Annotated in this window: 21 protein-coding genes; 4 read left to right on the top strand and 17 right to left on the bottom strand. The window is 69.4% G+C overall.

The features are described from left to right. Positions 1-17: 17 nt before the first annotated feature. From JOF29_RS13125 to JOF29_RS13110, 4 genes are read right to left on the bottom strand one after another with little or no spacing between them, the layout of a single operon-like run. Complete coding sequence (locus JOF29_RS13125; protein ID WP_209694474.1) at positions 18-1367, bottom strand: sulfatase family protein; 1350 nt, start codon at positions 1365-1367, stop codon at positions 18-20. After that, positions 1364-2725, bottom strand: a complete 1362-nt coding sequence (locus JOF29_RS13120; protein WP_209694473.1) for an extracellular solute-binding protein — start codon at positions 2723-2725, stop codon at positions 1364-1366. Before JOF29_RS13120 ends, JOF29_RS13125 begins: the two co-directional genes overlap by 4 nt. Next, positions 2722-3549, bottom strand: coding sequence for a carbohydrate ABC transporter permease (locus JOF29_RS13115; protein WP_209694472.1), 828 nt, complete (start codon positions 3547-3549; stop codon positions 2722-2724). The genes JOF29_RS13120 and JOF29_RS13115 overlap by 4 nt, the downstream gene beginning before the upstream one ends. Next, positions 3542-4540: a carbohydrate ABC transporter permease gene (locus JOF29_RS13110; protein WP_209694471.1), complete on the bottom strand. Its 999-nt coding sequence runs from the start codon at positions 4538-4540 to the stop codon at positions 3542-3544. Before JOF29_RS13110 ends, JOF29_RS13115 begins: the two co-directional genes overlap by 8 nt. A gap of 182 nt (positions 4541-4722) precedes the next feature. Here JOF29_RS13110 and JOF29_RS13105 point away from each other — a divergent pair, with 182 nt between their 5' ends. Then, on the top strand, positions 4723-6069 hold the full coding sequence (locus tag JOF29_RS13105) for a sulfatase family protein (protein ID WP_209694470.1): 1347 nt from the start codon (positions 4723-4725) through the stop codon (positions 6067-6069). Between the two features lie 240 nt (positions 6070-6309). Here JOF29_RS13105 and JOF29_RS13100 read toward each other — a convergent pair whose 3' ends face one another. Beyond that, positions 6310-7512, bottom strand: a complete 1203-nt coding sequence (locus tag JOF29_RS13100) for an acyl-CoA dehydrogenase family protein (protein ID WP_209694469.1) — start codon at positions 7510-7512, stop codon at positions 6310-6312. Beyond that, on the bottom strand, positions 7512-8816 hold the full coding sequence (locus JOF29_RS13095) for an acyl-CoA dehydrogenase family protein (protein WP_209694468.1): 1305 nt from the start codon (positions 8814-8816) through the stop codon (positions 7512-7514). Before JOF29_RS13095 ends, JOF29_RS13100 begins: the two co-directional genes overlap by 1 nt. An 86-nt stretch (positions 8817-8902) precedes the next feature. Here JOF29_RS13095 and JOF29_RS13090 point away from each other — a divergent pair, with 86 nt between their 5' ends. Genes JOF29_RS13090 through JOF29_RS13080 form a run of 3 tightly spaced genes read left to right on the top strand, consistent with a single transcriptional unit; the run spans position 8903 to position 11964 of the window. Further along, the gene (locus tag JOF29_RS13090; RefSeq protein WP_209694467.1) at positions 8903-9886 is read left to right on the top strand and encodes a LacI family DNA-binding transcriptional regulator; all 984 of its coding nucleotides are present in this window, start codon (positions 8903-8905) and stop codon (positions 9884-9886) included. A 60-nt stretch (positions 9887-9946) separates the two neighbouring features. Continuing rightward, positions 9947-10954 (top strand): alcohol dehydrogenase catalytic domain-containing protein, encoded by a 1008-nt coding sequence (locus JOF29_RS13085; protein ID WP_209694466.1) that lies wholly within the window; start codon positions 9947-9949, stop codon positions 10952-10954. Then, positions 10951-11964 (top strand): Gfo/Idh/MocA family protein, encoded by a 1014-nt coding sequence (locus JOF29_RS13080; RefSeq protein ID WP_209694465.1) that lies wholly within the window; start codon positions 10951-10953, stop codon positions 11962-11964. The genes JOF29_RS13085 and JOF29_RS13080 overlap by 4 nt, the downstream gene beginning before the upstream one ends. A 28-nt stretch (positions 11965-11992) precedes the next feature. Here JOF29_RS13080 and JOF29_RS13075 read toward each other — a convergent pair whose 3' ends face one another. From JOF29_RS13075 to JOF29_RS13025, 11 genes are all read right to left on the bottom strand, one after another. Continuing rightward, entirely contained in the window at positions 11993-13237 is a 1245-nt protein-coding gene (locus JOF29_RS13075; RefSeq protein WP_307863299.1) for an RNA polymerase sigma factor, read from the bottom strand. A gap of 124 nt (positions 13238-13361) precedes the next feature. Continuing rightward, the gene (locus JOF29_RS13070; RefSeq protein WP_443667596.1) at positions 13362-14609 is read right to left on the bottom strand and encodes an IS110 family RNA-guided transposase; all 1248 of its coding nucleotides are present in this window, start codon (positions 14607-14609) and stop codon (positions 13362-13364) included. 357 nt (positions 14610-14966) lie between these two features. Continuing rightward, positions 14967-15374, bottom strand: coding sequence for a TIGR03668 family PPOX class F420-dependent oxidoreductase (locus JOF29_RS13065; protein WP_209694463.1), 408 nt, complete (start codon positions 15372-15374; stop codon positions 14967-14969). A 67-nt stretch (positions 15375-15441) separates the two neighbouring features. Beyond that, positions 15442-17034: a phytoene desaturase family protein gene (locus JOF29_RS13060; RefSeq protein ID WP_209694462.1), complete on the bottom strand. Its 1593-nt coding sequence runs from the start codon at positions 17032-17034 to the stop codon at positions 15442-15444. A gap of 109 nt (positions 17035-17143) precedes the next feature. Beyond that, a complete protein-coding gene (locus tag JOF29_RS13055; protein WP_209694461.1) occupies positions 17144-17965 on the bottom strand; it encodes an HpcH/HpaI aldolase/citrate lyase family protein in 822 nt (273 codons plus the stop codon). 13 nt (positions 17966-17978) lie between these two features. Further along, positions 17979-19166 (bottom strand): CaiB/BaiF CoA transferase family protein, encoded by a 1188-nt coding sequence (locus JOF29_RS13050; RefSeq protein WP_209694460.1) that lies wholly within the window; start codon positions 19164-19166, stop codon positions 17979-17981. Beyond that, positions 19163-21145 carry an SUMF1/EgtB/PvdO family nonheme iron enzyme gene (locus tag JOF29_RS13045; RefSeq protein ID WP_209694459.1) on the bottom strand — a complete coding sequence of 661 codons (1983 nt, stop codon included), beginning with the start codon at positions 21143-21145 and terminating at the stop codon, positions 19163-19165. Before JOF29_RS13045 ends, JOF29_RS13050 begins: the two co-directional genes overlap by 4 nt. Beyond that, the gene (locus JOF29_RS13040) at positions 21142-22047 is read right to left on the bottom strand and encodes a ribokinase (RefSeq protein ID WP_209694458.1); all 906 of its coding nucleotides are present in this window, start codon (positions 22045-22047) and stop codon (positions 21142-21144) included. The genes JOF29_RS13045 and JOF29_RS13040 overlap by 4 nt, the downstream gene beginning before the upstream one ends. Then, positions 22037-23335 (bottom strand): ADP-ribosylglycohydrolase family protein, encoded by a 1299-nt coding sequence (locus JOF29_RS13035; protein ID WP_209694457.1) that lies wholly within the window; start codon positions 23333-23335, stop codon positions 22037-22039. Before JOF29_RS13035 ends, JOF29_RS13040 begins: the two co-directional genes overlap by 11 nt. Next, a complete protein-coding gene (locus JOF29_RS13030; RefSeq protein WP_209694456.1) occupies positions 23332-24483 on the bottom strand; it encodes an ADP-ribosylglycohydrolase family protein in 1152 nt (383 codons plus the stop codon). Before JOF29_RS13030 ends, JOF29_RS13035 begins: the two co-directional genes overlap by 4 nt. Continuing rightward, entirely contained in the window at positions 24483-25760 is a 1278-nt protein-coding gene (locus JOF29_RS13025; RefSeq protein WP_209694455.1) for an ABC transporter substrate-binding protein, read from the bottom strand. The genes JOF29_RS13030 and JOF29_RS13025 overlap by 1 nt, the downstream gene beginning before the upstream one ends.

Raw genomic sequence — 25760 nt, 5'->3', positions numbered from 1 at the left:
TACTGGTGCAGAACTGATCAGCGGGCGAGCCACGGCGGGTGGGCGACGATGTCATGCCGCCCGTGGTCCCGCCACGCCTCCCGTTTGTTGTGTCGTGGCAGGTCGGCGACGCGCAGACCGCTCGTGCCGCGTTCGTCGTACCGCGCGAACCAGTCGTCGAGCCGCTTGGTCAGCTCCGCGACGGACGCCGCCCGGTCACCGGCGACGTCGACCGACTCGCGCGGATCGGCGACCAGGTCGAACAGCAGCGTCCGGCCGGCGCCCGGCTGCCACACCAGCTTCTCGGTCCGCGTACGGACCATCCGGGTGTCGCCGTACTCGGCAAACACCTCGTCGGGCCAGTCCGGCACATATCCGCCACGACACAGCTCCCGGAACGATCGACCTGGGTACTCGTGCCGCCGATCGCGTACGTCGGCCCCGGCATGGTCCAGCAGGAGCTCGAAGAGGTCGCAGTGGTTGACGAATTCGTCCCGTACCTGATCGCCCAGCAGCACGCCGGGCTGGCGGAGGATCATTGGCACCCGGATCGACTCGTCGAGCATGTTGTAGGGCACGGTCGCGTTGCCCTTGCCCCACAAGCCGTGGTGACCGGTCATCAGTCCGTGGTCGGATGTGTAGACCACCAAGGTGTCGTCGGTCAGACCCTGCATTTCGAGCTCGTCCAGGACCCGGCCGACTCCCTCGTCGATCTCGGACACCGCCGCGTAGTACTGCGCCAGCGCCGCGCGAGGCTGGTTCCGAGTGGTGAACAGGGCCTCGCCGGCCATCCGGCCGTAGGGATACACCGGGTCGTCAGGGATGTCGCCGAAGGTCGCCGTACGGTACTGGTCGACCAGCCGCTCGGGGCGGTCCTGCCACGGGCTGTGAGTCGCGAAGTGGCCGACGTACAGGAAGAACGGACGCTCGGTGTCCCGCTCCCGCAGGAACCGTACGGCGTCGTCGGTAACCACCTGACGGCCCGGGGTCGCGGTGAGGTAATCGTTCGGCGCCCAGTGGTCGAAGCCCGAGGCTGTTTCGTCCGTCCGGCCGAGATGCCACTTACCGACCATCGCGGTCTCGTACCCGCCGGCCTGCAGCTGCTCGCCGAGCAGGCGTTCGCCGGCCAGCCACGGCGTCGCGGCCACCTCGGGATCCTGCAACGCCAGGAAGTCGTGCACGCCGTGCTGGGACGGGAACAACCCGGTCCAGAACGATGCGCGGGCAGGCGAGCACACGGGACTGGGCGTGAACGCGTTCCGCATCCGTACGCCGGTCCGCGCGAGGTGATCGAGCGTCGGGGTCCGGATCTCGGAGTTGCCGGAGCATCCGAGCGCCCACTCCGCATGGTCGTCGCTCAGGAACACCACGATGTTCGGCCGGCTCATCTGGCCGCCATCAACCGGGTCGCCTGAGCCTGGAGCTGGGACTGCGCGGCATCAGGTGTGAGCGCTCCGCTCAGTATGCCGCCTTCGAGATCCTCCATCGAGTTGCGCAGCTTCTGCGGCAGGAAGGCGACGATGCCCTGGTCCCCCAACGCACCTTCCCAGTGCGCATCGGCAACCAGGCTCGCCGAGACCGCCGTCGCCGGGTGCTGCTTGAGGTACGCGGCGTACGCCGGAGCTGTCACCACGCTCCGCCGGATCGGCAGATTGCCGGTGCTCTTCGCCCAGGTGGACTGGGTGTCTGCCGACCCGAGGAACTTGATCAGCTGCCACGATGCCAGCTGCCGATCCGGATCGGACGCGAATGCGGCCAGTCCGGGGCCGTACAGTGCGGTGGTCGGCCGCGCGGTCGCCGTCGCTTGCGGCAACGCCGCGGCGTTCCAGGCGAACTTGTCGCCGATGGCCTTGCTCAGGAAGGGCGCCGTCCGGCTCGACCGGATGATGAAGGCCGCCTGCCCGGAGACGAACTCGTTCTGGTCGACCGTCTGGGCGTCGCCGGTGCTGGCGAGCCGGGTCGTGCCCGATCCCGTCAGCCGGCCAAGCAGGCCGAAGGCGTCCTTCCACTGCGCAGTGCCGAACGATGCCTTGCCATCGGCGGCGACCGGCGACGTTCCGTACGAGTACCCGATAGCGTTCAGCGTCGAGGCGTTCGCGTTCGCCGAGTAGCAGGTCCTGCCGAGCGCCTTCACCGCCGCACACACTCGTTCGAAGTCTGCCCAGGTCTTCGGAGGGGCGTTGAAGCCTGCCTTGGCGAGCAGATCGGCGTTGTAGTACAGCACTGCGACGTTCACCGCGAACGGGAAGCTCAGATAGGCGCCACCTTGTGTGCTGTACCGGTTGCGCTTCAGCTCGTTCGGCAGGATGTCGGCCAGATCCTGCTTGGACAACCCGGCCCCGGCCTTGTCGACGTACGGCGTCAGATCCACGACCCGCTTCGACTTCACGTACTCCAGGACGTTCGGCGGGTAGGCGACCGTGACGTCGGGCGGCGATCCGGCCTGTAGGGACGAGACGACCTTCTTGTTCAGGTCGTTGAAGCCACCGACGTACTGCGCCTGGACCGTCACGTTCGGGTTCGCGGCCTCGAACTTCTTCACCAGCCCGTCGATCGCAGCACCGTCGGCGCCCGTGTACACGTGCCAGAACGAGATCGTGGTCTTCTTGCTCAAGGTGTCCGGGATCGGGGCGTTGCTCCCGGCAGCCGGGGAGTTCGGTCCGCCGAACCCGCAGGCACCGGCCAGCAGCGCCGTACCCGCGACAACCAGGACAGTCAGGCAGCGACGGCGCGGAAGTACCTTCATTTGAGAGCTCCTTCTCCGATACCGCTGATGACCAGGCGCTGGGTGGTCGCGAACAGCACAAGCACCGGCACCACCGACAGCACTGTCGCCGCCATCAGCAGGTTGACGTACACGCCGCCTTCGGTCTGGAAGGCGGTCAGGCCCAACTGAAGGACACGCAACTCGGGGCGGGAGGTGACCAGCAGCGGCCACAGGAACGCGTTCCAGGTCCATACGAAACTCAGCACGAAAACCGTCAGCGAAGTCGCCCGAACCAGCGGGAACGCGACGGCGCGGAACAACCGGAGCTCCGAGCAACCATCCAGCCGCGCCGCCTCGAACAGCGACTCGGGCAGCGACCGGAAGGCCTGCCGGTACAGGAAGACGCTGAACGCGCCGACCAGCCAAGGCGCCACCAACGCGAGGTAGCTGTCGTACCAGCCGAGGTTCCGGATCGTCACGTAGTTCGGGATGAACGTCGCCTCGCCCGGGACCATCACGCTGGCCAGAACAAATCCGAGCAGGACCCCCCGACCGCGGAAGCGGCCACGAGCCAGCGCGTATCCGGCGAGCGACCCGATCACCACGTTGCCGACCGCGGTCAGGCCGGCCGTCAGCACGGTGTTGGCAACGTAGCGGACGAACGGCGCCTGCCGTAACGCGTCCGCGAAGTTCGAGAACGCGACGTGGTGCGGCCACAGAGTCGGCGGCGAGGCGAGCGCCTCCTGCAGCGGCTTCACCGCCGTGACCACCATCCAGTACAGCGGCACCATCAGGATCAGGCAGGTCACGACCAGCGCGAGGTGGGTGGGCAGCGTCTTCAGCCTGCGCGTCGGCTCACTCATAGTGGACTCGCCTCCGGGAGATCCAGAACTGGACCAGGGTCAGGACGGCGACCGTGATCGCCAGGAAGGTGCCGGTCGTCGCGCCCCGGCCGAGCTCGTTGTCCTCGTAGAACTGGCGGACCATCAGCATCGACAACGTCTCCGAGCTCCCTTGTGGTCCACCGCCGGTGAGCACGTAGATCAGATTGAACTCGCGGACCGCGAAGATCAGTGAGATCACCGCCAGGAACAAGATCGTCGGCGACAGCAACGGCACCACGACGCTGCGCAGCACCCGGAGCTCGCCGGCACCGTCGACCCGGGCAGCCTCACGGACGTCCTCGCCAATACCGGTCAGCCCGGACAGCAGCACGATCACTGTGAACCCGAGCATGTGCCAGATCTGCGCCACCATCGTGACCGTCAGTGCGACACTCGGGCCGCCGAGCAGCCCTGGCAGCTGGACACCGAGCGGATGCAGCACCAGATTGACCACACCGGTTCCGTCGACCAGCCACTGATGTGGCCCGACTCCGAACCAGGACAGGATCCAGTTGGCCAGGCTGCCCGGGTTCGATCCGAAGATGACGCCCCAGATCATCGCCGATGCGACCGTCGGGACGACGTACGGCGTGAACACGAGGACCCGGTAGACATGGAACCGGGCGAGTCTGTAGTGCAACGCGTACGCGATCGGCAGCCCCAGCAGGATCGTCACCGGGACGGTGCCGACGACGAAGAACAACGTCACCGTCAGCGAGTTGCGGAACTCGGCGCCGGTCAGCAGATCGACGTAGTTGCGCAGCCCGACGAACGACGCTCCGCCCAGCGACCAGTCGGTCAACGACATCGCGATGTTGAACAGGCTCGCCCAGATGTGGAACACGCCGAGAAGCACCAGCGCGGGAAGGGCGAACAGCAGACCGACCGCGCCCTGCCGCCGGCGGCGTCGCGACCGGTCGGGCACCTTCTCGACGGCGGCCTGTTCCGGCGATGTTGTGGGCGGGGACATGATCGACACCCTGCGCCTCCCTCGGCTGCTGACGACCTCGCCGTCAGCGGGATTTGAAATCGATACCAAATCGACCGTAGAGGCCGAATGTCCATCGGGTCAAGGGATCGGCGCAGTCCCTTGACTTCCTCGGCCAACGGAGTTGAAATCGATACCAAATCCATTGGCCGAAGGGTTACCGGATGTCACCCCGACATGTCGTTCTGCTGATCGCAGATCAGTTCCAGCACCAGCGGCTCGGCACCGCCGACCCGCTCGCGCGGACTCCGCACCTCGACCGGCTGGCCTCCGAGGGCGTGAACTACACCGGCATGTTCTGCTCCAACCCGCAGTGCACGCCGTCCCGGGTCTCCATGCAGACCGGCCTGTATCCGCACGAGGCAGGCGTGCTGGCGATCTACGGGTTCCGCGGGCACACCGGGCACCTCAGCCCGGACCGGCTCACGGTCGGCAAGGTGTTCCGCGATGCCGGCTGGACGACGGCGTACTTCGGCAAGAGCCATCTCGGTCATCCGCTCGATGCCCTCGGCTACCAACACGTCCAGGAGCACGGCGTCAGCTCGCCGCTGTCCGCGGTGGACCGGACAGTGACGGCCGACGCGGTCCGGTTCGTCGCCGAACACGACCCGGAGCAGCCACTGTTCCTGACCGTGTCCTGGCACGAGCCACATCCGGCGTTCGAGCATGTCGCGCCGTTCGACGAGCACTTCCCGCCGGAGGAGATGCCGATACCGGCGACGTACGACGACGATCTCATCGGCAAGCCGCCCTACCAGGCCGAGCGACGGGCGATGCCACACGGTGGGGTCGGACTGGACCGGCTGCGTGACGAGCTGAGCTCCTACTACAGCATGATCAGCCACATCGACTCCCTGGTCGGTGACGTCCGCGGCGCGTTGGAAGCGCGCGGGATGTGGGACGACGCGGTCGTGCTCTTCACCTCCGACCACGGCGACATGATGGGCGCTCACGGGTTCCGGCTGAAGGGCGTCCTGCCGTACGACGAGCTCTACCGGATTCCCTTCGTCCTGAAAGTGCCGGGCCTGCCGGTCGAGCGATCGGTTGTCGACGATCTCTGCGTGAACGTGGCGCAACCCGGAACACTGCTGGCTGCAGCCGGTCTGCCGGTACCAGCTGAGATGTCAGGTGGATCGGTGCTGGATCGGGCGATGCGGCCGGCGCCACCAGCCGACGAGTGCGTGTTCCTCGAGCACTACGCGGCGTACTGGGGTCTACATCCCTTCCGGGTCGCCAGGACGCGGAACTGGAAGTACGTACGCCATTTCGGCGAGACACCGTGGGAAGAGCTCTACGACCTCGCCGCGGATCCCGGTGAGCTGCGCAACGTGGTCGGTCGCGGGGACCTCGCCGGCACCCGTGCCGAACTCCGCCGCCGGGTCGACGAATGGTGGGAGTCGACCGACGGCCGCGACCTCGCGTACTACGAGTCCGACGACTTCCGGAACTGGGGCCGAGCCACCCTCGTCAGCGACAACGCTCTCTGGAACGATGCCGCCACCTCCCAGTGAACACCAGGCGCCACTACCCGGGACGTCCCGCTCGCGACCAGGATGGCGGGCGATGCCGCGGAGGATGACGATGAGGCCGCAGGCGAACCCGTCCTGATCGCCTTCGGCCCGGGGCCGCTGTACGGCCCGAGAGATGCCGAGGCGAGCATGGCGCCGGCCAGCCACGGGCGATCGTCGTACACCCGCCGGAACTGCTCTGAGCAGCCGATTGGACCAATCCGGGATGCCTTATAAATCGGGCTACTTGAGTTCGGCCGACGTCTTGCCGAGTAGGCGGCGGGCGACGATCAGTTGCTGGATTTGTTGGGTGCCTTCGAAGATGTCGAGGATTTTGCTGTCTCGGGACCACTTTTCGAGGAGGTGGTGTTCGGAGTAGCCGAAGGTGTTGGTGAGGGCGACGCAGCCGAGGGTTATGTCGTTGGCGGTGCGGCCGGCTTTGGCTTTGGCCATGGAGGCTTGGAGGGAGTTGGGCTGGGCGTTGTCGGCCATCCAGGCGGCCTGGAGGGTGAGGAGGTAGGCGGCTTCCCAGTCGGCTTCCATGGCGAGGTACGTCGCGGCCGCGTGGGACTGGCGGGCGGTGGGGCGGTCGTAGTCGACGTGTACGCCGGCATCGGCGAGGAGGTCGCGGGTGAGTTCGAGGGCGGCGCGGGCGCAGCCGACGGCCATCGCGGCGACCAGCGGGCGGGTGTTGTCGAAGGTCTGCATGACGCCGGCGAAGCCCTTGTCGATGTCGGCGGTGCCGAGCAGGTTCGCGGCGGGGACGCGGCAGTTGTCGAAGCGGATGGTGGCGGTGTCGGACGCGCGGATGCCCAGCTTGTGTTCGAGCCGCTCCACGGTCATGCCGGGCGTGTCCTTCATGACCACGAACGACTTGATCGCGGCCCGGCCGAGGGACTTGTCGAGGGTGGCCCAGACGACGATCGCGTCGCAGCGGCCGCCGGCGGTGACGAAGATCTTCTCGCCGTTCAGCACGTACGAGTCGCCGTCCAGCCGGGCGGTCGTCTGGATGCTGGCGGAGTCCGACCCGCAGCCGGGTTCGGTGATCGCCATCGCCGCCCACACGCCCTCGAAGCGCTGCAGTTGTTCGTCGGAGGCGACCGACGCGATCGCCGAGTTCCCGAGGCCCTGGCGCGGCATCGACAGCAGCAGCCCGACGTCGCCCCAGCACATCTCCATGATCGACAGGACCGACGACAGGTTCGACCCGTTCACGACGCCGTCCTCGGCGCCGGCGGTACGTCGTACACCGGACGCGCCCGCGCCGGAACCGGTGCCTGAGGCCCCTAATCCGTCGACCATCGCGGCCAGCATGTCCAGCTCGACCGGGTACTCGTGCTCGGCCAGGTCGTAGCGCCGCGAGTTCGGCCGCAGCATCTCGGCCGCGACCTGGTGCGCCTGGTTGACGAACGCCTTGAACTTGCGAGGGGTCTCGAGGTTGATCATCAGACGAGTACCGCGCCTTCCATGATGCCGATGGCCCGCAGGTCGCGGTACCAGCGTTCGACCGGATGCTCCTTGACGTACCCGTGCCCGCCGAGCAGCTGTACGCCGTCCGTGCCGATCTGCATGCCCTTCTCGGCACACAACTGCCGCGCCAGCGCCACCTCGCGGCCGAACGGAAGCCCTTGGGTCGCGCGCGACCCGGCCCGGTACGTGACCAGCTTCATGCCCTCGAGCTCGATCCCGATGTTCGCCACCATGAACGCCACCGACTGCCGATGGCTGATCGGCTCACCGAAAGCCTCACGAGAGTTCACGTACGGCGTCACGTAGTCGAGCACGGCCCGCGCCGTACCCAAGGCCAGCGCGCACCACCCGAGCCGCGACAACCGCACGCACTCCCGGTAGTCGTCCGCCGTCCCCAGCGGCACCGCCGGTACGTCGGTCAGAATCACCCGGCTCAGCGACGCCGCACGGAGCCCCATCGACGGCTCAGCCTCGATCGTCACGCCCGGGTGATCCGGCTCGACCACGAACAGCCGCGGCCCGGCATCGGTCTGCGCGCCGATCACGAACAGCTCCGCCTCCGCGGCCCGCGGTACCAGCGACTTCACTCCGTTCAGCAGCCCGCCGGTGTACCGGGTCCCCAGCTCGAACGGATCGAACAACGCCCGCGGCTCGAGCAGCGCCAGCGCGGCCGCCGGGACCGAGGATCCGGTGAAGGACGGCAGATACGTCGCCTGCTGGGTCTCGTCGCCCCACAGCGAGATCGCCGTACTGACCGCGGACGGCGCCAGGCACGCGACCGCCTGGCCCAGGTCGCCGTGCGCGAGTGCCTCGGCCACGAGTACGCCGGTCATCGTCGAGCGCTCGGTGACGATCCCGCCGAGCTCCTCCGGTACCTCGATCAGGCTCAGCCCTAGCTCGGCCGACGAGTCCAGGATCTTCGCGTCCGTCGTACACGCGGTGTCAGCGGCGGCAGCAGCGGGCCGCAGTACGTCGGCGGCGAACTCGCGGACGACCTCGACCATCAGCTGCTGGTCCTCGGTCGGCGTCAGGTCGAACCGCCCGGTCCCCCGGGCCGCGGGCAGCCGTGACGGGGACGCCAGCCTGGACGCCGCGGTGAACCGGCGGGACAGTGCGCCGGCCGTCCGGAATCCGGTCTTGGTGGCCTCGAACACGGCCCGCTCGGCCGGCTTCCGCAGCCCGAGCCGGTCGATCGCCCGCCACCTCGCCAGCCGGTTCAGCAGCGCGACCCCGACGCCGATCGCGTCCCGCCGCCCGCGTGCCCGCTCTTGAACGCTCATGGCGCTACTGTAAACCGAAGTTACAACTCAGGTCACGCCTAACCGTTGATAATCTGACCAGTCCTGGGCGGGAAGGAGCAGCTGCGGTGGCGGTCAGCATGTCCGACGTGGCGCGGCACGCGGGCGTCTCGCAGCGCACGGTCTCGAACGTGGTGAACAACTACGTCCACGTCTCCCCCATGACCCGCGCCCGCGTCCAGGCCAGCCTCGACGCGCTCGGCTACCGCCCGAACACCGCCGCCCGCCGGCTCCGCACCGGCCGCACCGGCACCGTGACGCTGGCCGTCCCAAGCTTCCGCGAGCGGTACTTCGCCGACCTCGCCGAGGCGGTCGTCGGCGCCGCCCGGGACCGCGGTACGACGGTCCTCGTGGAGACCACCGGCGGTCACCGGGACGCCGAGCTCGAGCTGCTCCGCGGCGGCGGCGACATCCTGACCGACGGCGTGATCATGAGCGCGGTGTCGCTCGGCCGCGACGACCAGCGCGGCGCGCATCCGGTGGTACTGATCGGCGACCGCGAGCCGGGCAGCACGATCGACCACGTCGGCATCAGGAACCGCGAGGCAGCGCTGGCCGCGGTCACCCACCTGCTGGAGACAGGCCGACGGCGGATCCTGCTGCTCGGCGCGAACCACGGGCCGAAAAGGTCGTACCAGCTCCGCCGCCAGGGGTACCAGGCCGCACTCAAGAAGCACGGCATGCCGCTCGATCCCGGGCTGCTCGTCGAGTGCGACTGGACCACCACCGCCGCGGCCGATGCGATCACCCGCACCTTCGAGAGTCTGAGACCCGACGGGATCTTCGCGATGAACGACTCGGCCGCGCTCGGCGTACTGCAGGCGCTGCATCGCGGCGGGTTCGACGTACCGAAGGATGTCTCGGTGATCGGGTTCGACGACATCGTCGAGTCGAGCCTGTCGACGCCGACTTTGAGTACGGTCGCGCCACTGCTCGGCGACATCGCGACCGGTGCGCTCGACCTGCTCGCGGAGCAACTCGACGAGGAACACGTCCCCGAGCATCGGATGGCCGGGTACGAACTCCGGATCCGGGAGAGCTCCACCCGCTGACGAAACACCCCGGCGCGACCCCTTGTGGACGGGATTTGCTACGTAGTAAATTCCCGCACCATGACGCGCACCGCTCTCGCCCCGAAGTTCACCGGAGCCGGAAACATCGAGTTCGCGGCTCACGACTACACCGACCCCGGTCCTGGTCAGCTGCTGCTGTCCGTGCAGGCCAACGCTCTCTGCGGCACCGACCGCCACCAGTACTTCGACGGCTCCTCGGTCGTCCCCGGACACGAGGCCGCCGGGACGGTTCTCCAAGCCGGCGAAGGAACCAGCACGCCCGTCGGCACCCGCGGCGCGGTGTTCCTGATGGACTACTGCGGCGAGTGCCGAAGCTGCCGGTACGGCGCCACCAACCAGTGCTTCGCGAAACGCGCCGACATGGGCTTCACCCACGACGGCGGCTACGGCCCGTACGAACTCGTCCACGAGTCCAACTTCTTCCCGATCACCGACGACGTCGAGATCGGCAACGCGACCATGCTGCTCGACGTGATGGGTACCAGCAGTCACGCGCTCGGCCGCGCGGCACTGGTCCGGCAGGACGTCGAGAGCGTCTACATCGCCGGCGCCGGGCCGATCGGGCTCGGGCTGACCGTCATGAGCAAGCTCACGTACGGCGCCGACGTACCGGTCTACATCTCCGACCTGTCCCGCTGGCGGCTGGACTTCGCGGAGTCGTTCGGGGCGATCCCGTTGATTGTCGACAATCTGCAATCTGCCGGGAACCCGGACCTCGCGTTCGATGCCTCCGGCAAGGAGTCCGCGCGGCGTGCGGCGCTCGACATCATCAGCAAACGCGGCGCTCTGATTTGCGTCGGCCACGGCGAGGGCTTGGCCCTGAACGCGTCCGACGACCTGATCGGCCCCGAGCACGCGGTCCTCGGCAGCGAGTACTTCCGGTACGACGAGATGCCGGGCAACCTCGCGCTGCTGTCCGAGCACCAGGAACTGATCTCACGGGTGATCAGCCACCGCTTCCCGGTGTCCGAGATCGCAGAGGCGTTCCAGTTGTTCATGGCCGGCGAGACGGGCAAGGTCGTCGTCACCCAGGAGGGTGCCTCATGAGGGTCGCGGTGGTCGGCGCCGGCGGCTGGGGCGAGCACCACGCGCGGATCTTCTCCCGTCGCGAGGACACCGAACTGGTCGCCGTCGTCGGTCGCACACCGGCCCGGACAGCAGCGAGGGCCGAGCGGTACGGCACCACGCCGTACACCGATCTCGACCTGATGCTGGAGCGCGAGCGCCCCGACCTGATCACGGTGTGCCTGCCGAACGAGGACCACTACGACGTCACGCTGAAGCTCGTCCACACGGGCATCCCGCTTCTCGTCGAGAAACCCCTCGTCTTCGACCTCGACGAGGCCGACACCCTCCTCAACGATGCTCGAGGCAACTTCTTCGCGATCAACTTCAACCACCGGTACGCCGAACCCGTGCAACGCGCCAAGGCCCTGATCGACGCCGGCGAACTCGGCGACCTGATCTTCGCGACCTGGCGCTTCGGCGGCGAACCGAACCGCGGCGGCTCACCGCACGCGAACCTGATCGAGACCCAGTGCCACGGCTTCGACATGCTCGAGCACCTGGTCGGCCCGATCTCCGCCGTGTCCGCACACCTGACCGACAAGACGTACGGCGCGTTCAGCACGGTCGCCCTCGCGCTCGACTTCGCGAACCGCGCGGTCGGCACGATGCTCGGCAGCTACGACTCCTCGTACGCGTACCCGGACACGCAGCACCTCGAGATCAACGGCACCGAGGGCCGCCTCGTCATCCACGACACGGTCCGGTCGCTCAGCTTCAGCAAACCCGGCGACCCGGTCGAACGGCGCTGGCACTCGACCTACTTCGACGACGAGTCCCGCAACTTCGCCGGCACCTTCGACCGCCACGTCGACGCCCTCCTGACAGCCCTCCGCGCCGGGGCCGAACCGCCGATCCACGCCCGAGCCGGCCGCCGCGCCCTCCACCTGGCGCACGCCGCAATCAAGTCCCACGAAACCGGACGCCGGGTGGCATGTGTACCGAACGACGGGCAGTACTCCGCAAATCGACCCTCGGCAGGCGGGTGCTGAGCGTGGCGAGAGCGCCGACGGGCGAGTACTACCCGTTCTTCGGTACGCCGATCGCGTCGGCCTTCGCCTCGAGGTAGCGCTGTTCGGGGAGGCTGGTGGTGCGGCGGGCCGCGGCCAGGTAGTGCTCGTGGGCTTTGAGAGGTTCGCCCAGGCGCTCGTACAGGTGGGCGCGGACAGCGTCCAGGCGGTGGGTCTCGGTGATGTTCTTGTCGTCCTCGATCGTCGTGAGCAGGTCGAGGCCCGCCTGTGGACCGTCCACCTGGGCCAGCGCGATCGCGCGGTTCAGCGTGACCATCGGGTTCGGCGCGAACTTCTCCAGCACCAGGTACAGCGCGTGGATCTGCTGCCAGTCGGTCGCGTCCGCGCTCGGCGCCTCGGCGTGGACGGCGGCGATCGCGGCTTGCAGCTGGTACGGCCCGACGGCGCCCTGCTGCAGTGTGTGCAGGGTCAGGTCGGCGCCTTCGGTGATCTGCGCGCGGTCCCACAGCGAACGGTCCTGCTCGTCGATCGGGACCAGACCTCCGTCGGCCGTCGTCCGCGCCGCGCGGCGGGAGTCGGTGAGCAGCATCAACGCCAGCAGGCCCGCAACCTCGCCGTCGTCCGGCAGCGCCGAGCGCAGCATCCGCGCCAGCCGGATCGCCTCCGCGGTCAGCTCGACACGCTGCAACTCCTCCCCCGAGCTGGCCGTGTAGCCCTCGTTGAAGATCAGGTACAGCACCTGCAACACGACGCGCAGCCGCTCGGCCTGCTCCGCCACCGGCGGCAGCTCGAACCGGCTGCCGGCCGCCTTGATGCTCTTCTTCGCCCGGCTGATCCGCGGCGCCATCGTTGCCTCCGGCACCATGAACGCCCGGGCGATCTCCGCCGTCGTCAGACCGCCGACCGCCCGCAGCGTCAACGCCACCTGGGACGCGGGCGTGACCGCCGGATGACAGCACAGGAACAGCAGCGTCAACGTGTCGTCGGTGTCCGGCGTCTCGTCCACATCCGCGCCCGGGGCAACCAGCTCCTCCGGCCCGGCCATCGCCGCCAGGTTGTCCTCACGCCGCCGCCGCGCGCTCTCGCTACGGAACGCATCCGTCAGCCGCCGGGTCGCGACCGTGATCAACCAGCCCCGCGGATTCCCCGGTACGCCGTCCACCGGCCACTGCGTCGCCGCCGCCAGCAGCGCCTCCTGTACGGCGTCCTCGCACAGGTCGAACTGCCCGTGCCGCCGCGCCAGGAACCCCAGCACCTGCGGCGCGAGCTCCCGCAACAGCCCCTCCACGTTCACGCCGCCGAGCCTAACCTGCACTCCACAGGACGTACACGCCCCTGAACCCGACCCGCCACCCAGCCAATCAAGCCCAGCCTCCCGCCGATGTGCAGCTCGACAGACATCCCAGGAGCTAAGGGTGTCAAGCTGCGAGCAATTCGGCCTGTTGTGACCAGGCGGTTGTTTCGTTGTAGGGGGTGCTGGTTTTGAGGCAGCCGTGGAGGATGCCGACGAGCCGGTTGGCGAGTTGGCGCAGGGCGGGGTTGTGTTCGGCTCCGCGGGCTCGTTGTTTGTCGTAGTAGGCGCGGGCTCCGGGCGAGGTGTTGAGCGCGGAGAAGGCCTGGGTCATGAGGGCGTCGATGAGCCGGTCGTTGTGCACGTAGCGGGCCAGGGCGACCTTCTTCTTGCCCGAGGAGATGGTGATCGGGCTGGTCGCGGCGTAGTTCTTGCGGGCTTTGGCCGAGGCGTACCGTTCGGGGTCGTCGCCGAACTCTGCGAGCACCCGGGCGCCGAGGATCGGTCCCAGCCCGGGCTGGGACACGATGATCTCAGCGGCCGGGTGCCGGCCAAAATGTGCCTCCACCTGGCCCTGCAGCGTCGTGACCTGCTCATCGAGGACGACCAGGACCGCGACCAGCGCGCGGGTCGAGGCGGCGTAGGCGGCAGTCACCACGGCAGGCTGGCCGAGGTGCTCGGCGCGCAGCGCGGCCCGGATCCGCGCGGCCCTGCCGTCGATGCCGTCGATCTTGCGGCGCCGGGCGTGTTTGAGCGCCGCGGTGATCTGCGCGGTGGTCAGCCGGGCCGCAGACGCCGGGTCGGGGGCCTTGGCCAGTAGTTCGAGGGTGTCGGGCGCGTCGAGGTCGGCGAAGGCTTCCAGCGCGGCGGGGAAGTACTCGCGCAGCGCGTGCCGCAGCCGCTGCGTGGTGCGGGTCCGTTCCCAGATCAGTGTCTTGTGCATCCGGGTGACGACCTTGATCGCCTCGGCCCCGGCGCTGTCACCGGCCACCGTGCGCAGCTGGTGGGAATCGGTGCGGACCATGTCGGCCAGCACGTGCGCGTCGCCCGCGTCGCTCTTGGCGCCCGACACCGCATGCCGTTTGCGGTACGCCTTCGCCTGCAACGGGTTCACCGCGAACACCTGGTAGCCCGCGGCCACCAACGCGGCCACCCACGGCCCCCGATCGGTCTCGATCCCGACCACCACCTCGACCTCGTCCAGATCGGCATCGGGATCAACAGCGGCGAACTGCTCGGCCAGCAGCGCGTGCAGCCGGGCCATCCCCACCATCCCCTCGGGCAGCCGCGCCTTGGCCAGCACCCGCCCGGCCGGGTCCATCACCTCCACATCGTGATGCGCCTCGGCCCAGTCATCACCCACGAACAACTTCACTAAGTTCTCCCGCTCTCGATCAAGCCAGTCACCCGCAGGCAAGCCGGTCGGGAGAACCATCAGCGACCTAATGAAGCAGTACTCACGGCAACCCACCACACAGCACGGCGGGGCCAGGCACGACATCCCATCAGCGATCAACTCTCCCGGTCACCGGCAGGGGCACGCTCTGTCGACAGGACTCAAAGTCCAGGACGTATAGAGTGCTCACCCACCGGCGGCCTACCAGCTACCGAGTCTGCCCGACGGCGACCCGATAACTCTCATTAGGACGTATACGTCCACTGCGCCCCGTCGGACGCCGAGCTGAGCGTGGGCGCATCGGGCCCGGCCGGACATGTCCTGTCGAGCTGCCGATCACTTGAACGACCAGCCGGACCAGGCGGCCGCCTGGATCACGATCACCGGACCCTGCGGCGGGTCGGTCTCGTACTGCGGGTACTTCGCCACCAGCAGCCCGACCGCCGCCGCGTCCGACGGCACCACCTGCGCCGCCCCGTCCACGCGGACCCACCAAAGATGTGTCCAGTCCTCGTCGTACTCGTCCACCAGTACGGCGACCTGCTCGTGCGCGGCGATGTTCTGTAGCCGCTGGAGTGCGGTCGTCGACTTCGGCTTCTGGTCGACGGCGATGAACAGCGCGTCACCGTGGACGGCGTACGTCACCGGCACCAGGTGCGGTCGCAGGTCCGCGCCGACGGTCGCCAACCGCCCGACCCGGGCGGCCGCCACCCGGGCCCTGCACGCCGCCTCATCCAACCGCACCCCATGACTCTAACCTGCCTCGCGCACTGCTCTCAGCTCCCCGCCGCGGGGTTTGACAGCCGCGGGGTCAGCGTTGCAGGCGGCGCAATGCGGCGGCGGGTAGACGGCGGGTGAGCGGGCCCAGGACGGACGCGTCGCGGAGGGCGGTACGGGCGGCGAGGTGGCCGCAGGCGCCGTGGACGCCGCCGCCGGGGTGGATCGCCGAGCTGCCGAGGTACAGGCCGTCGACGAAGGTACGGGCGCTGCCGAGGCCGATCGTCGGCCGGAACACCAACTGCTGGTGCAGCTGCATCGTGCCGCCGCCGAGCGCGCCGAACCCGAGCGCCGCGTTCCCGGACTCCAGCGCGGACGGGCGCTGCAGGTCGCGGGCGATGACCAGATCGCCGAAGCCCGGCGCGAACCGCTCGATCGCGCGCTCCATCCGGCCGGCCAGCTTCTCCGCCGACGCGTCGTCCGCGATCCCACGCGGCAGGTGCGCGTACGCCCAGACCGCCTCGGTCCCCGCAGGCGAGCGTGACGCATCGGACTTGGTCGTCTGCCCGATCAGCAGGAACGGCTGCGACGGCACCCGCCCGGTGTCCAGGTCCGCGGACAGGTGCACCAGGTCGTCCGCCGTACCGCCGAGGTGGACGACGCCCGCCGAGCGTGCCTCGACCGACTTCCACGGGATCGGCCCGCTCAGCCGGAAGTTCAGCTTGACGGTCGGGTAGTCCCACTCGAACCGCTCGTCCAGGTCCCGCCGCAGCCCGCCCGGAACGAGTGCCTCCGGCAACAACTCGCCGTACAGCATCGGTGCCGAGGTGTCCGCGATCACGGCCCGCCCGACGGTGACGGTCTCCCCCGACGAGGTCCGGACCGCGGTGGCGCGGCCGCCGGCGACGTCCACCCCGGTGACCGGCATGCCCGATACCAGCAAAGCCCCGGCCCGCTCGGCCCGTCGTACCAGCGCGCCCGAGAAGGCGGACGAGCCGCCGGTCGCGACCGGGTACCCGACGTCCTGCGCCAGCATCGCGAGCAGCCAGCCCATCGTGCCGCTGACGCTGCCCGACAACGGCGCGTCCGCGTGCAGGGCGTTCCCGGCGATGATCGCCGGACCGTGCCGGCCGGCGAACAACTCCTGCCCCATCCGGTGCATCGGCATCGCCATGAACCGCGCGAACCGCAGCAGCTCCCCCGCCGACCCGAGCTTCCGGGCCAGCTTCAGCCCCGGACCGACCGGCGGCCAGGTGGTGAGCAACGCGTTCAGCAGCGGCTCGCGGAGCGCGACGTACTGCTGGTACAGCCGCAGCCAGGCATCGCCGTCGCCGGGGTGCTCCGCGCCGAGCGACTTCGCCGTGTCCTCGGGGTCGGGGTGGATCGCCGCGGCGGCACCGTCCTCGTCGAGCAGGTGCACCAACGGCAGCGGCGCATGCGCCCACTTGAGCCCGAACTTCTCCAGCTCGAGCGCGCGGATCACCGGCGACGCCACTCCGAGCGGGTAGTTCGAACTGAAACGATCGCTGATCCAGCCGCCGTCCTCGGTCGACTGCACGGCGCCGCCGTACGTGGCGGCGGCCTCCAGGACCAGTACGTCCCAGCCCGCGTCGGCAAGCGTGATCGCGCTCACCAGCCCGTTCGGCCCCGAACCGATCACCACGGCGTCAACACTGCGCGGCAGCATGCCTACGACCTTAACCGACGTCCGGCGGACCGCCAGGCAAGCACAAGTACCGATCAACCGCTCCAAACACGGCTAATGACCGACTTTTGCCTGCGTGCAGGTCCGCACGTCAGCGGGACTCGATCTCCCGGATCAGGGCGACGACCTCGCGGGCGCGTCCGATCATCGCGGGGTCGACCATCCGGCCGTCGGGCAGCACGAGGACGCCGCCGCTCGCGACATCGGCCTTCTCGACCGCTTCCAGAAGTTCGACCGCCGCGGCGACCTGGTCCGGTGTCGGGGTGAACGCCTCGACGATCGTCGACAGCTGCCGGGGATGGATCGCCGTACGCCCGACGAAGCCCAGCGCCCGGCCTTCCGCGGACGTACGACGGAGGCCGTCCAGGTCATGCACGTTCGGATAGACCGACATCATCGGTGCGCCCAGGCCGGCCGCGCGCGACGCCAACACCAACCGGCCGCGCGCCCAGGTGAGACCTTCCGGCCCGTCCACTCCCAGCGCGCTGGACAGGTCCGCCTCGCCGAGTGCGACCGCCACCACGCGCGGATCGGCGGCGGCGATCTCGAACGCCCGCTCGACACCCAGCGGGGACTCGATCAGCGCCGTGATCCTTGCCGACGGCACCTTTTCCAGTACGGCGTACACGTCCGCGGCGCTCTCCACCTTCGGCACCCGCAACCGCACCGACGGTACGGCGGAGGTCGCGGCCAGGTCGTCCGCGATCCACGGCGAGTGCAACGCGTTCACCCGGATCTCCACCGATCGTTGCGCGTTCGCCGCGATCCAGGCCACCGCCCACCCGCGCGCATCCGCCTTGCCGGCAACGGGTACGGCGTCCTCCAGGTCGAACACCACCAGATCGGGTCCAGCGGCAACAGCCTTCGCGAACCGGTCCGGCCGGTTGGCCGGGACGTACAGTGCGGTCAGCACCTAGAACTCCCCCTCACACAACTCCTGCTGCCCGCAGCGCGGCGAGCTGGTCGGGCGTGACGCCGATCCCGGCGAGCACCTCGTCGGTGTTCGCGCCGTGCGGGCGCCCGGCCCACTTGATCTCCCCCGGCGACTCGGACAGCCGGAACAACACGTTCTGCATCGCCACCGGCCCGCCGAGCTCGTCGTCGTCCACGCTGACGATCGTCCCGAGTGCGGCGTACTGCGGATCCCCGACGATGCCGCGGATGTCGTGCACCGGCCCGACCGCGGCCTCGGCCTTCTCGAACTCCGCCATCACGAGCTCCAACGGCCGCGCCGCGATCCACGACCCGACCGCCTCGTCCAGCTCGTCGGCGTGCTGCGCGCGCTCCCGGCCGGTCGCGAACCACGGCTGGGCGACCAGATCCGCGCGCCCGACCAGCGTCACGACCCGCTCGGCGATGCTCTGCGAACTGGTGGACACGGCGACCCACCGGTCGTCCAAAGTCCGGTACACGTTCCGCGGGGCGTTGTTCGACGACCGGTTCCCGAGCCGCGGCTGCACGTACCCGGTCTGCTGGTACGCCGTGATGCCGCCGCCGAGCATCATCAGAATCGGCTCGATGATCGCCATGTCGATCACCTGCCCGGCCCCGGAGCGATCCCGCTCGCGGAGCGCGACCAGGACGGCGTACGCCGTGGCGAGCGCGGTGATGCCGTCCGCGAGCCCGAACGGCGGCAGCGTCGGCGGCCCGTCGGGCTCACCGGTGACCGCTGCGAACCCGCTCATCGCCTCGGCCAGCGACCCGAACCCGGGACGCCGGGACCACGGCCCGACCTGCCCGAACGCGGTCACCCGGGCGATCACCAACCGCGGGTTCGCCGCGAGCAGGACGTCCGGCCCGAGGCCCCAGCGCTCCAACGTCCCGGGCCGGAAGTTCTCCACCAGCACGTCATTCTGCCGAACCAACGACAGGAACACGTCCCGGCCCTGCGACAGGTCCAGCGTCGCGAGCCGCTTGTTCCGGCCGAGGGTCTTGAACCACAGCCCGACCCCGTCCTTCGACGCGCCGTGGGTACGGGCGGCGTCCGGGCGGGACGGATGCTCGATCTTCGTGACGTCGGCGCCGAAGTCGCCGAGGAAGGTCGCCGCCAGCGGTCCCGCGAACAGCGTCGCCGCCTCCAGCACCTTCACACCGTCAAGGGCGGCAGGTCTCATCCCGCGCACCGGAAACCGATGTTCGCCGAGCGGTCCAGGCCGCCGCCGGTGAGTACCAGCTTGAAGCTGACCTCCGGCTCCTGCGGCCCGCCGTCGGCGTACCAGTCGGAGCCCTCGGCGCGGTAGTGCGAACCGCCCTTGAGGATGCAGAACCGGCTGCGGCCGTCGCGGTACTCGCTCTCGGTCAGGTTCCACACCAACGGCTCACGCCTTTCGAACCCTTCAAGACCAGCCGCGACCTGCCACTCGTCCTCGGTCGGCAGCCGGCCGCCACGCCAGGCGGCGTACGCCCGCGCGTCCGGCAGGTCGACGTACGTCACCGGCTGGTCCTCGGTCCCGGGCACCGGCACGCCGTCGGCCCAGTGCTGAAGGAACCGGTTCGCCACCACCGGCCGGTAGCCGGTCGCGTCCAGGAACGCGAAGTACTCCGCGTTGGTCACCTCGGCCACGGCGACCGAGATCCCCGGCAGCGAGACCTCGCGGGTGACCGTCTGGAGATCGTGCAGGCGGGGCGGCAGCGGCTTCCACTCCTCGACGTACGGCGCCGTGTCGTACAGCCCGGTCTCGCGCCGCCGATGCGTCACCGTCAACGTGCGAGAACCGGCCGGCACCGCAACCGTCGCGCCGATCCGGGCATCACCGGACACCGGGGGTACGGCGACCAACGCCGCCGGGCGCATCGGGAACGCGGACTCGGACACGTGTGCCCGCGGCAACGTCCCGAGCCGGCGCGCGGTCGCCCGGCAGGACGCACCGGCGGTCGCGCCGACCCGGACGATCCCGGCCACCCCACGACCCGGCACGACCAGGTGTACGCCGTCGTCGTCCGCGGTGATCGGGACGCCCGACGTCACGTCGTACCAGTCCCCGACCTGGTCCTCCGAGCGCAGCACGATGCCCTCGAAGTCCTCCTCGTCGCGGTTGACCAGCGTCCAGAACGTGATGTCGGCGAGGTCGAACCGGGAGCCGTAGACGCCGTGCGCGCGGGCCTTGTCCGGGATCTCCGGGGTCAGCTGGATCCAGTCGCCGTCGATCAGTACCGGCGCGAACGCGCGCTGCGCGGCGACCATCCGGCGCAGCGTCGCGCGGTCCCGGGCGTTCCAGCCGACCCAGGCCGAGAACACCGACTCCCAGACCAGCATGCCGACGCCGTTCACCCAGGCGGACTGCAGCTCGTCGCTGTGGTCGCGGTTCCAGCGGCGGGTGTGGTGCATCATGTGCCGGCGCTCGAACAGGTGCGCCCGCAGTACGCCGGGGGCGTGCGTGTCGGCGAACCACTGCGCCCAGGACAGCGCGTGGTCCCCGATCCTTGCCAGCGGCAACCGTGACTCGCCCTCCAGCGCGATCGCCGGGTTCGCCGCCCGGATCGCCCGGGCGAACGCCGGGTCGCCCTCCTTCAGGGTGTCCAGGAAGACACCGTCAACGTTGTAGTCGCTGACCAGCGAGGCAAACTCGTCCGCGTCCGAGCGGGCCGCCCGGCGGGTGCCGACGTCCCACGGGTTGTAGTCGAAGAACACCTTCAGGCCGAACCCGTGCAGGTCGTCGACCAACTCCCGCAGCCCGGGGACGTCGCGGTAGAAGTCGAACTGGTTCCGGTCGTCGATGCCGATCACCGGGTACGCGTGCCAGAGCACGATCGCGTCGTACCCGCCGAACTCCGCGACCCCGTGCTCGACGAACTTCCGCGGCGTGAACGTCCCGGTCGACACGTCGTACAGCAGGTCGTCCCAGAGCCAGACCAGCGCCACCGAGTACGCCGTCTGGGTCCACTCGCGACCGGGCTCCACGTAGTGCGAACCGTCGTACCGGGTCCGCTCGAGAGCCCCGGCCTTCCACTCGGCGAGCGTGGCGCGCCACCGCGGCAGGTCGGCCGGGTCCTCCGGGGCGCCGATGATCTTGGCGTCGTCCAGGAAGGACACGTCGGCCGTCGGGTCCACCAGGGTCGGTAGATCGATCGGCCGCGGTTCGAGCGGGTTCACAGGTATACCTCCGCATAACGCGCGTCGATTGCATCCCCGTGAGGCACCGAGGGAATCGCCCCCGCGCCCTGAACACTTAATGAAGCAGCAACGTTAGCGCGTCGGACCGCGTTCGTCAGTTCGCTTGTCGTGACCGAGTCGTTAGCTGACGCGGCAACGAGTGCCGCCGCCAGCACCCCACAGAACGTGTCCCCCGCGGCGGTCGTGTCGACCACCTCGACGGGTACGCCGGGAACCGTGATCTCCGGGGCGTCCCGGGTCAGGATCACGGCGCCCGCACCGCCCAGCGTGACCACCGCGGCCGGCACCTTGCCCAGCAGCGCGGACCGGTCCGGCCCGGCGATCGCCTCGGCCTCGGTCTCGTTCACCACCAGCAGGTCGACCTCGGCGAGCAGTTCGTCGGACAGCTCCGCGGCCGGGGCCGCGTTCAGGATGAAGTACGCCCCAGATCCAGACGCCGCCGCGGCCGCCGCCTGGACCGTGCCGAACGGGATCTCCAGCTGGGAGAGCACGACCTTCGCCTGTCCGATGGCGGCCAGCGCGGCGCCGGACAACGTCAGCTCGCCGTTCGCGCCGGGCGCGACGACGATCGAGTTCTCGCCGCTCTCCTCGACGGTGATGATCGCCGTACCGGTCGGGGCCTTGCTCGTGGTCGCCAGCGACAGGTCCACGCCGTCGAGCGCGTCCCGGAGCAGCGCGCCGCCCTCGTCGTCGCCGAGCGCCACCACCATTGCCGTACGGGCGCCGGCGCGTGCGGAAGCGACGGCCTGGTTCGCACCCTTGCCGCCCGGGCCACGGGTCATCGGTCCCGCCAGCACCGTCTCCCCCGGCCGCGGGATGCGCTGCACCGGCAGCACCAGGTCCACGTTCGCGCTTCCTACTACTACAACCTCAGGCTCCACCCCGGGCCACCTCCACAGTCCGCCGCGCCAGCTCGTCGATCGCGATCTGGTTCATCCCCGGGAGGCTCGTGGCCACCCGGTTGTCCAGTGGTTGCGACCACTCTGCCGGAACCCCGCGGGTGGCGCCAAACACCGCGCCCACGGTGGCACCGGCCGAGTCGGTGTCCCAGCCACCCATCACGGCGCGACCGATCGCGGTCCCGAAATCCGGAGCCGTCAGAGCGTAGGCGGTGAGTGCCGTGTTGTTCACCGCGTGTACCCAGTGCAGGTCGCCGTACTCCGCATGCAACGCGTCCAGCGCCTCGTCCAGACCGGCGTCGGCGAGCGTCAGCCCGAAACGCACCGCCCGGGCGATCGCGCCCTGAGCGTTCACCACCTCCAGGCCGGCGGTCGCGGCCTCGACAGGGTCGTCCAGGACCAGGCCCGCCGCCGACATCGCGGCCACCCAGAGCGCACCGTCGACACCGGCGCCGGTGTGGCTGAGCCGCGCGTCGACAAGCGCCAGCCGGGCCGCAGCCGTCCGGTCGCCGGGATGCGCCCAGCCGTACGCGTCGGTCCGGATCTGCGCGCCGATCCACTCCCGGAACGGGTTCCCGACCACGGCCGCGCGAGCCGGCTCGACGCCTTCGAGAAGGTTGCGGTAGGCAACACGCTCGGCAGTGAACACCCGGCCGGCCGGCAGCTCGCCGAGCCAGCTCTGCGCCACGTCCTCGGTGGTCATCCCCGGCCCGAAGCGCTCCATCATCAGCAGCGCGAGGATCGCGAAGTTGATGTCGTCGTCCTCGGGCATCCCGTCGATGACCTCACGCAGACTGGTCGGCTTCGACCGCCGGTTCCACGGCCAGCGCTGCTGGATCTCGTCCGGTACGCCGACGGCGGTGATGTACTGCGTGAGCGGCCACTGGCCGGAGCTCTCCAGGATCTCCCGGATCCCCGCGCGCGGGATCTTCTCGACCGGCTTGCCGAGCAGGTTCCCGGCGCACCGGCCGAGCCACGCGTTCAGCGTCCGGGCCTCGAGATCGTCCGGTTCAGCTAGCTTCCGCAACTCCGGAACGGTGGGCTCACGCCAGTCCCCGGTCCTGGCGTCGAGCACCTCCAGCAGCTCCCGGGCGAGCGCCCGCAGCGCGGGTGCGGCCGGCTCGTCGGAGGCGCCGGAGACCGGCGCATCCGTCGTACCTCCGGCCGCCAGCCAGCGCGCCTGCACGTCCGTGACGTCGATCCCCTCGGACCGCGCCTGAACCAGCTGGTGCGGCAGAAGATCCTCCGGCTGCACCCACGTCAATCTCATCGCGTCAACTTCTCCAGTACGTCGTTCCGCCGCGCCCACCGCTCCGCATCGGCCGCGCGAATGTCCTGCGCGACCGCCGCCATCACCCGGCCGGGCCCGAGCAGATCCGTCTTACTCGCCTCGGCAATATCTGCCACCCAGTCCTGAGGGACGCCGCTCCGGCCTTGGAGAGCCCCGGTAATCGCGCCGGCCATCGAGGCGATCGAGTCCGCGTCACGCCCGTAGTTCGTCCCGCCCAGCACGGCCCGCCGTACATCTCCTTCAGAGACGAGCACGAACCCGAGCGCCACCGGCAGTTCCTCGATCGCCTTCGTCCGGCTCGGCCGCCGGGCGTCCATCGACAGCTCGCGGTAGTTCGGCCCGACGGTGTCGTACGGCTCGATCGCCTTCCGAAGTACCGGAATCGCCTCTTCCCAGTCCGTGATGCCCTGGGCTGCTTCGGCGACCGCCTCGACGGCCCTCCGAGTGCCGTCCTTGGCCAGCCCGAGCGCGGTCCCGACGGCGGACGCCGGGGTCGCCCCGGGCGCCATCGCGGCGGCGACGGCGGCCGCGAACACGCCGGCCGCCTCCCGCCCGTAGCTCGACTGATGCGCACCCGCGACGTCCAGCGCCTCGGCGTACGCGCCCTCGGGATCGCCCGCGTTGGCGATCCCCACCGGCGCCATGTACATCGCGGCGCCGCAGTTCACGATGTTGCCGACCCCGGCCTCGCGCGGGTCGACGTGCCCGTAGTGCAGCCGGGCGACCAGCCATTTCTCGGCCAGGAACACCCGCTGCAGCAGGAGCGCGTCCGCCTCGAGCTCGGGGACCCAGCGGGTCCCGTTCAGCATCTTCGGCACCAGCGACTCGGCGACCGCGTACGCGTCCAGGTGGGCGCGGCGTTCGTCGTACACCTCGACCAGTGCGTGCGTCATCAACGTGTCGTCGGTGATGTGCCCATCACCCTTGTGGTACGGCGCGATCGGACGCGCGGTCCGCCAGTCCTCGTACCACGGGCCGACGATGCCGGTCACCCAGCCGCCGTGCCGCTCCCGGATCGCCTCCGGAGTCCAGCCCTCGACGGCACCACCGATCGCATCACCGACCGCGGCCCCGGCGAGGACCCCCGTTGCTTTCTCTTCCATCGCGGTGCTGGCCTTTTCCGGCATCAGTTGTTGACCTGACCCCATCCGTCGCTCAGCTTCTTGCCCAGTGCCGCGAGGTCGGTCTTGTTCGCCAGGAACTCCTGGAACGCCGGCGTCGCGATCTGGTCCTTCCACTTCGGGTAGTTCTCCACGCTCTGGAACGGCGCCTTGGTGAGTTCGGTGCCGGAGGCAAGCGTCTGCGTCCAGCCGTTCTTGCCGCCGGTTGCCTTCTGGATCGCGTCCCGGGCCGCCTGGGTGGTCGGGATCAGCCAGTCGCCCTGACCGACCGCGGCCAGGTTCTCGGCCTTCATGAAGTAGTCGATGAACTTCCCCGACTGCTCGATGTGTTTGCCTTCGGCCGGCACCGACAGGGTCTGCGGGTTCGCGGCCTGCTTGGTGCTGGTGCCCTTCAGCGGCGGCAGCACCTCCCACTGGAAGCCCTTCGGCGCCTCCTCGGCGATCTGCTGCGCGACATAGTTGCCGGCGACAATCATGCCGTACTTGCCGGCGTAGAACCCGGGCAGCACGTCGGAGCCGCTCTGGGTCAGCGAGGTCGGGTCGATCGACTTGTCGTCGTAGGCCATCGCGTGGATCCGCTTCGGTACCTCGAGCTCGGCGTCGCCGATCGTCGCCTTCGCGGCCGTACCGCTGCCGTCGAAGTACTTCGCGTCGAAGTTCAGGCCGAGGTTCAGCATCGTCGCGGTCGGGCTCTTCAGACCCCAGCCGAGACCGTACTTGCCGCCCGCCGTCAGCTTCTTCGCGTCCGCGGCCAGGGCGTCCCAGGTCAGCGAGTCACCGGTCGCGGTGATCCCGGCCTGCTTGAGCAGGTTCGAGTTCGCGAGGACGACGTACGACTGCATCAGGGTCGGGGCGGCGTACACCTTGCCGTCCTTGGAGACGGTGTCCCAGACGCCCTGCGAGACGGCGTCCTTCGTCTCCTTGCTCAGGTATTGCGAGATGTCCGCGAGGTAGCCCTGGTTGACGAACCCGGTGATGTCGGCGGACTCGTCGTGGATGATGTCCGGCGCGGTGCCGCCCTGGAACTGCGTCACCAGCTGGTCGTGCACGGAGTCCCAGCTGCCCTGGACGTACTCGACCTGGATGTTCGGATTGTTCGCATTCCAATCGTCGACAATCTTCTTCGTCGCCGCGACCGTGGTCTTCTGGAAGGCGAGGCTCTGGAACTTGAGCGTCACCTTCTCGGTCGAACTGCTCGAGCTGTTGTTGCTGCTGTTGCCCCCGCACGCGGCGAGCGTCACCAGCGCACCCGCAGCGAGCAACGCGGTCATGACCTTCTTCAT

This window comes from Kribbella aluminosa (assembly GCF_017876295.1).
GTDB classification, from domain to species: Bacteria; Actinomycetota; Actinomycetes; order Propionibacteriales; family Kribbellaceae; genus Kribbella; species Kribbella aluminosa.
Note: the sequence above shows the minus strand (reverse complement) of the source record. Positions and strands in the feature narration are given on the sequence as shown.

Coding starts and splice junctions, on each gene's coding strand:
- JOF29_RS13110 (WP_209694471.1), bottom strand. CDS start 4,540: ATGTCCCCGCCCACAACATCGCCGGAACAGGCCGCCGTCGAGAAGGTG.
- JOF29_RS13035 (WP_209694457.1), bottom strand. CDS start 23,335: ATGAGATTGACGTGGGTGCAGCCGGAGGATCTTCTGCCGCACCAGCTG.
- JOF29_RS13105 (WP_209694470.1), top strand. CDS start 4,723: ATGTCACCCCGACATGTCGTTCTGCTGATCGCAGATCAGTTCCAGCAC.
- JOF29_RS13100 (WP_209694469.1), bottom strand. CDS start 7,512: ATGATCAACCTCGAGACCCCTCGCAAGTTCAAGGCGTTCGTCAACCAG.
- JOF29_RS13095 (WP_209694468.1), bottom strand. CDS start 8,816: ATGAGCGTTCAAGAGCGGGCACGCGGGCGGCGGGACGCGATCGGCGTC.
- JOF29_RS13085 (WP_209694466.1), top strand. CDS start 9,947: ATGACGCGCACCGCTCTCGCCCCGAAGTTCACCGGAGCCGGAAACATC.
- JOF29_RS13050 (WP_209694460.1), bottom strand. CDS start 19,166: ATGAGACCTGCCGCCCTTGACGGTGTGAAGGTGCTGGAGGCGGCGACG.
- JOF29_RS13025 (WP_209694455.1), bottom strand. CDS start 25,760: ATGAAGAAGGTCATGACCGCGTTGCTCGCTGCGGGTGCGCTGGTGACG.
- JOF29_RS13115 (WP_209694472.1), bottom strand. CDS start 3,549: ATGAGTGAGCCGACGCGCAGGCTGAAGACGCTGCCCACCCACCTCGCG.
- JOF29_RS13080 (WP_209694465.1), top strand. CDS start 10,951: ATGAGGGTCGCGGTGGTCGGCGCCGGCGGCTGGGGCGAGCACCACGCG.
- JOF29_RS13120 (WP_209694473.1), bottom strand. CDS start 2,725: ATGAAGGTACTTCCGCGCCGTCGCTGCCTGACTGTCCTGGTTGTCGCG.
- JOF29_RS13060 (WP_209694462.1), bottom strand. CDS start 17,034: ATGCTGCCGCGCAGTGTTGACGCCGTGGTGATCGGTTCGGGGCCGAAC.
- JOF29_RS13030 (WP_209694456.1), bottom strand. CDS start 24,483: ATGCCGGAAAAGGCCAGCACCGCGATGGAAGAGAAAGCAACGGGGGTC.
- JOF29_RS13125 (WP_209694474.1), bottom strand. CDS start 1,367: ATGAGCCGGCCGAACATCGTGGTGTTCCTGAGCGACGACCATGCGGAG.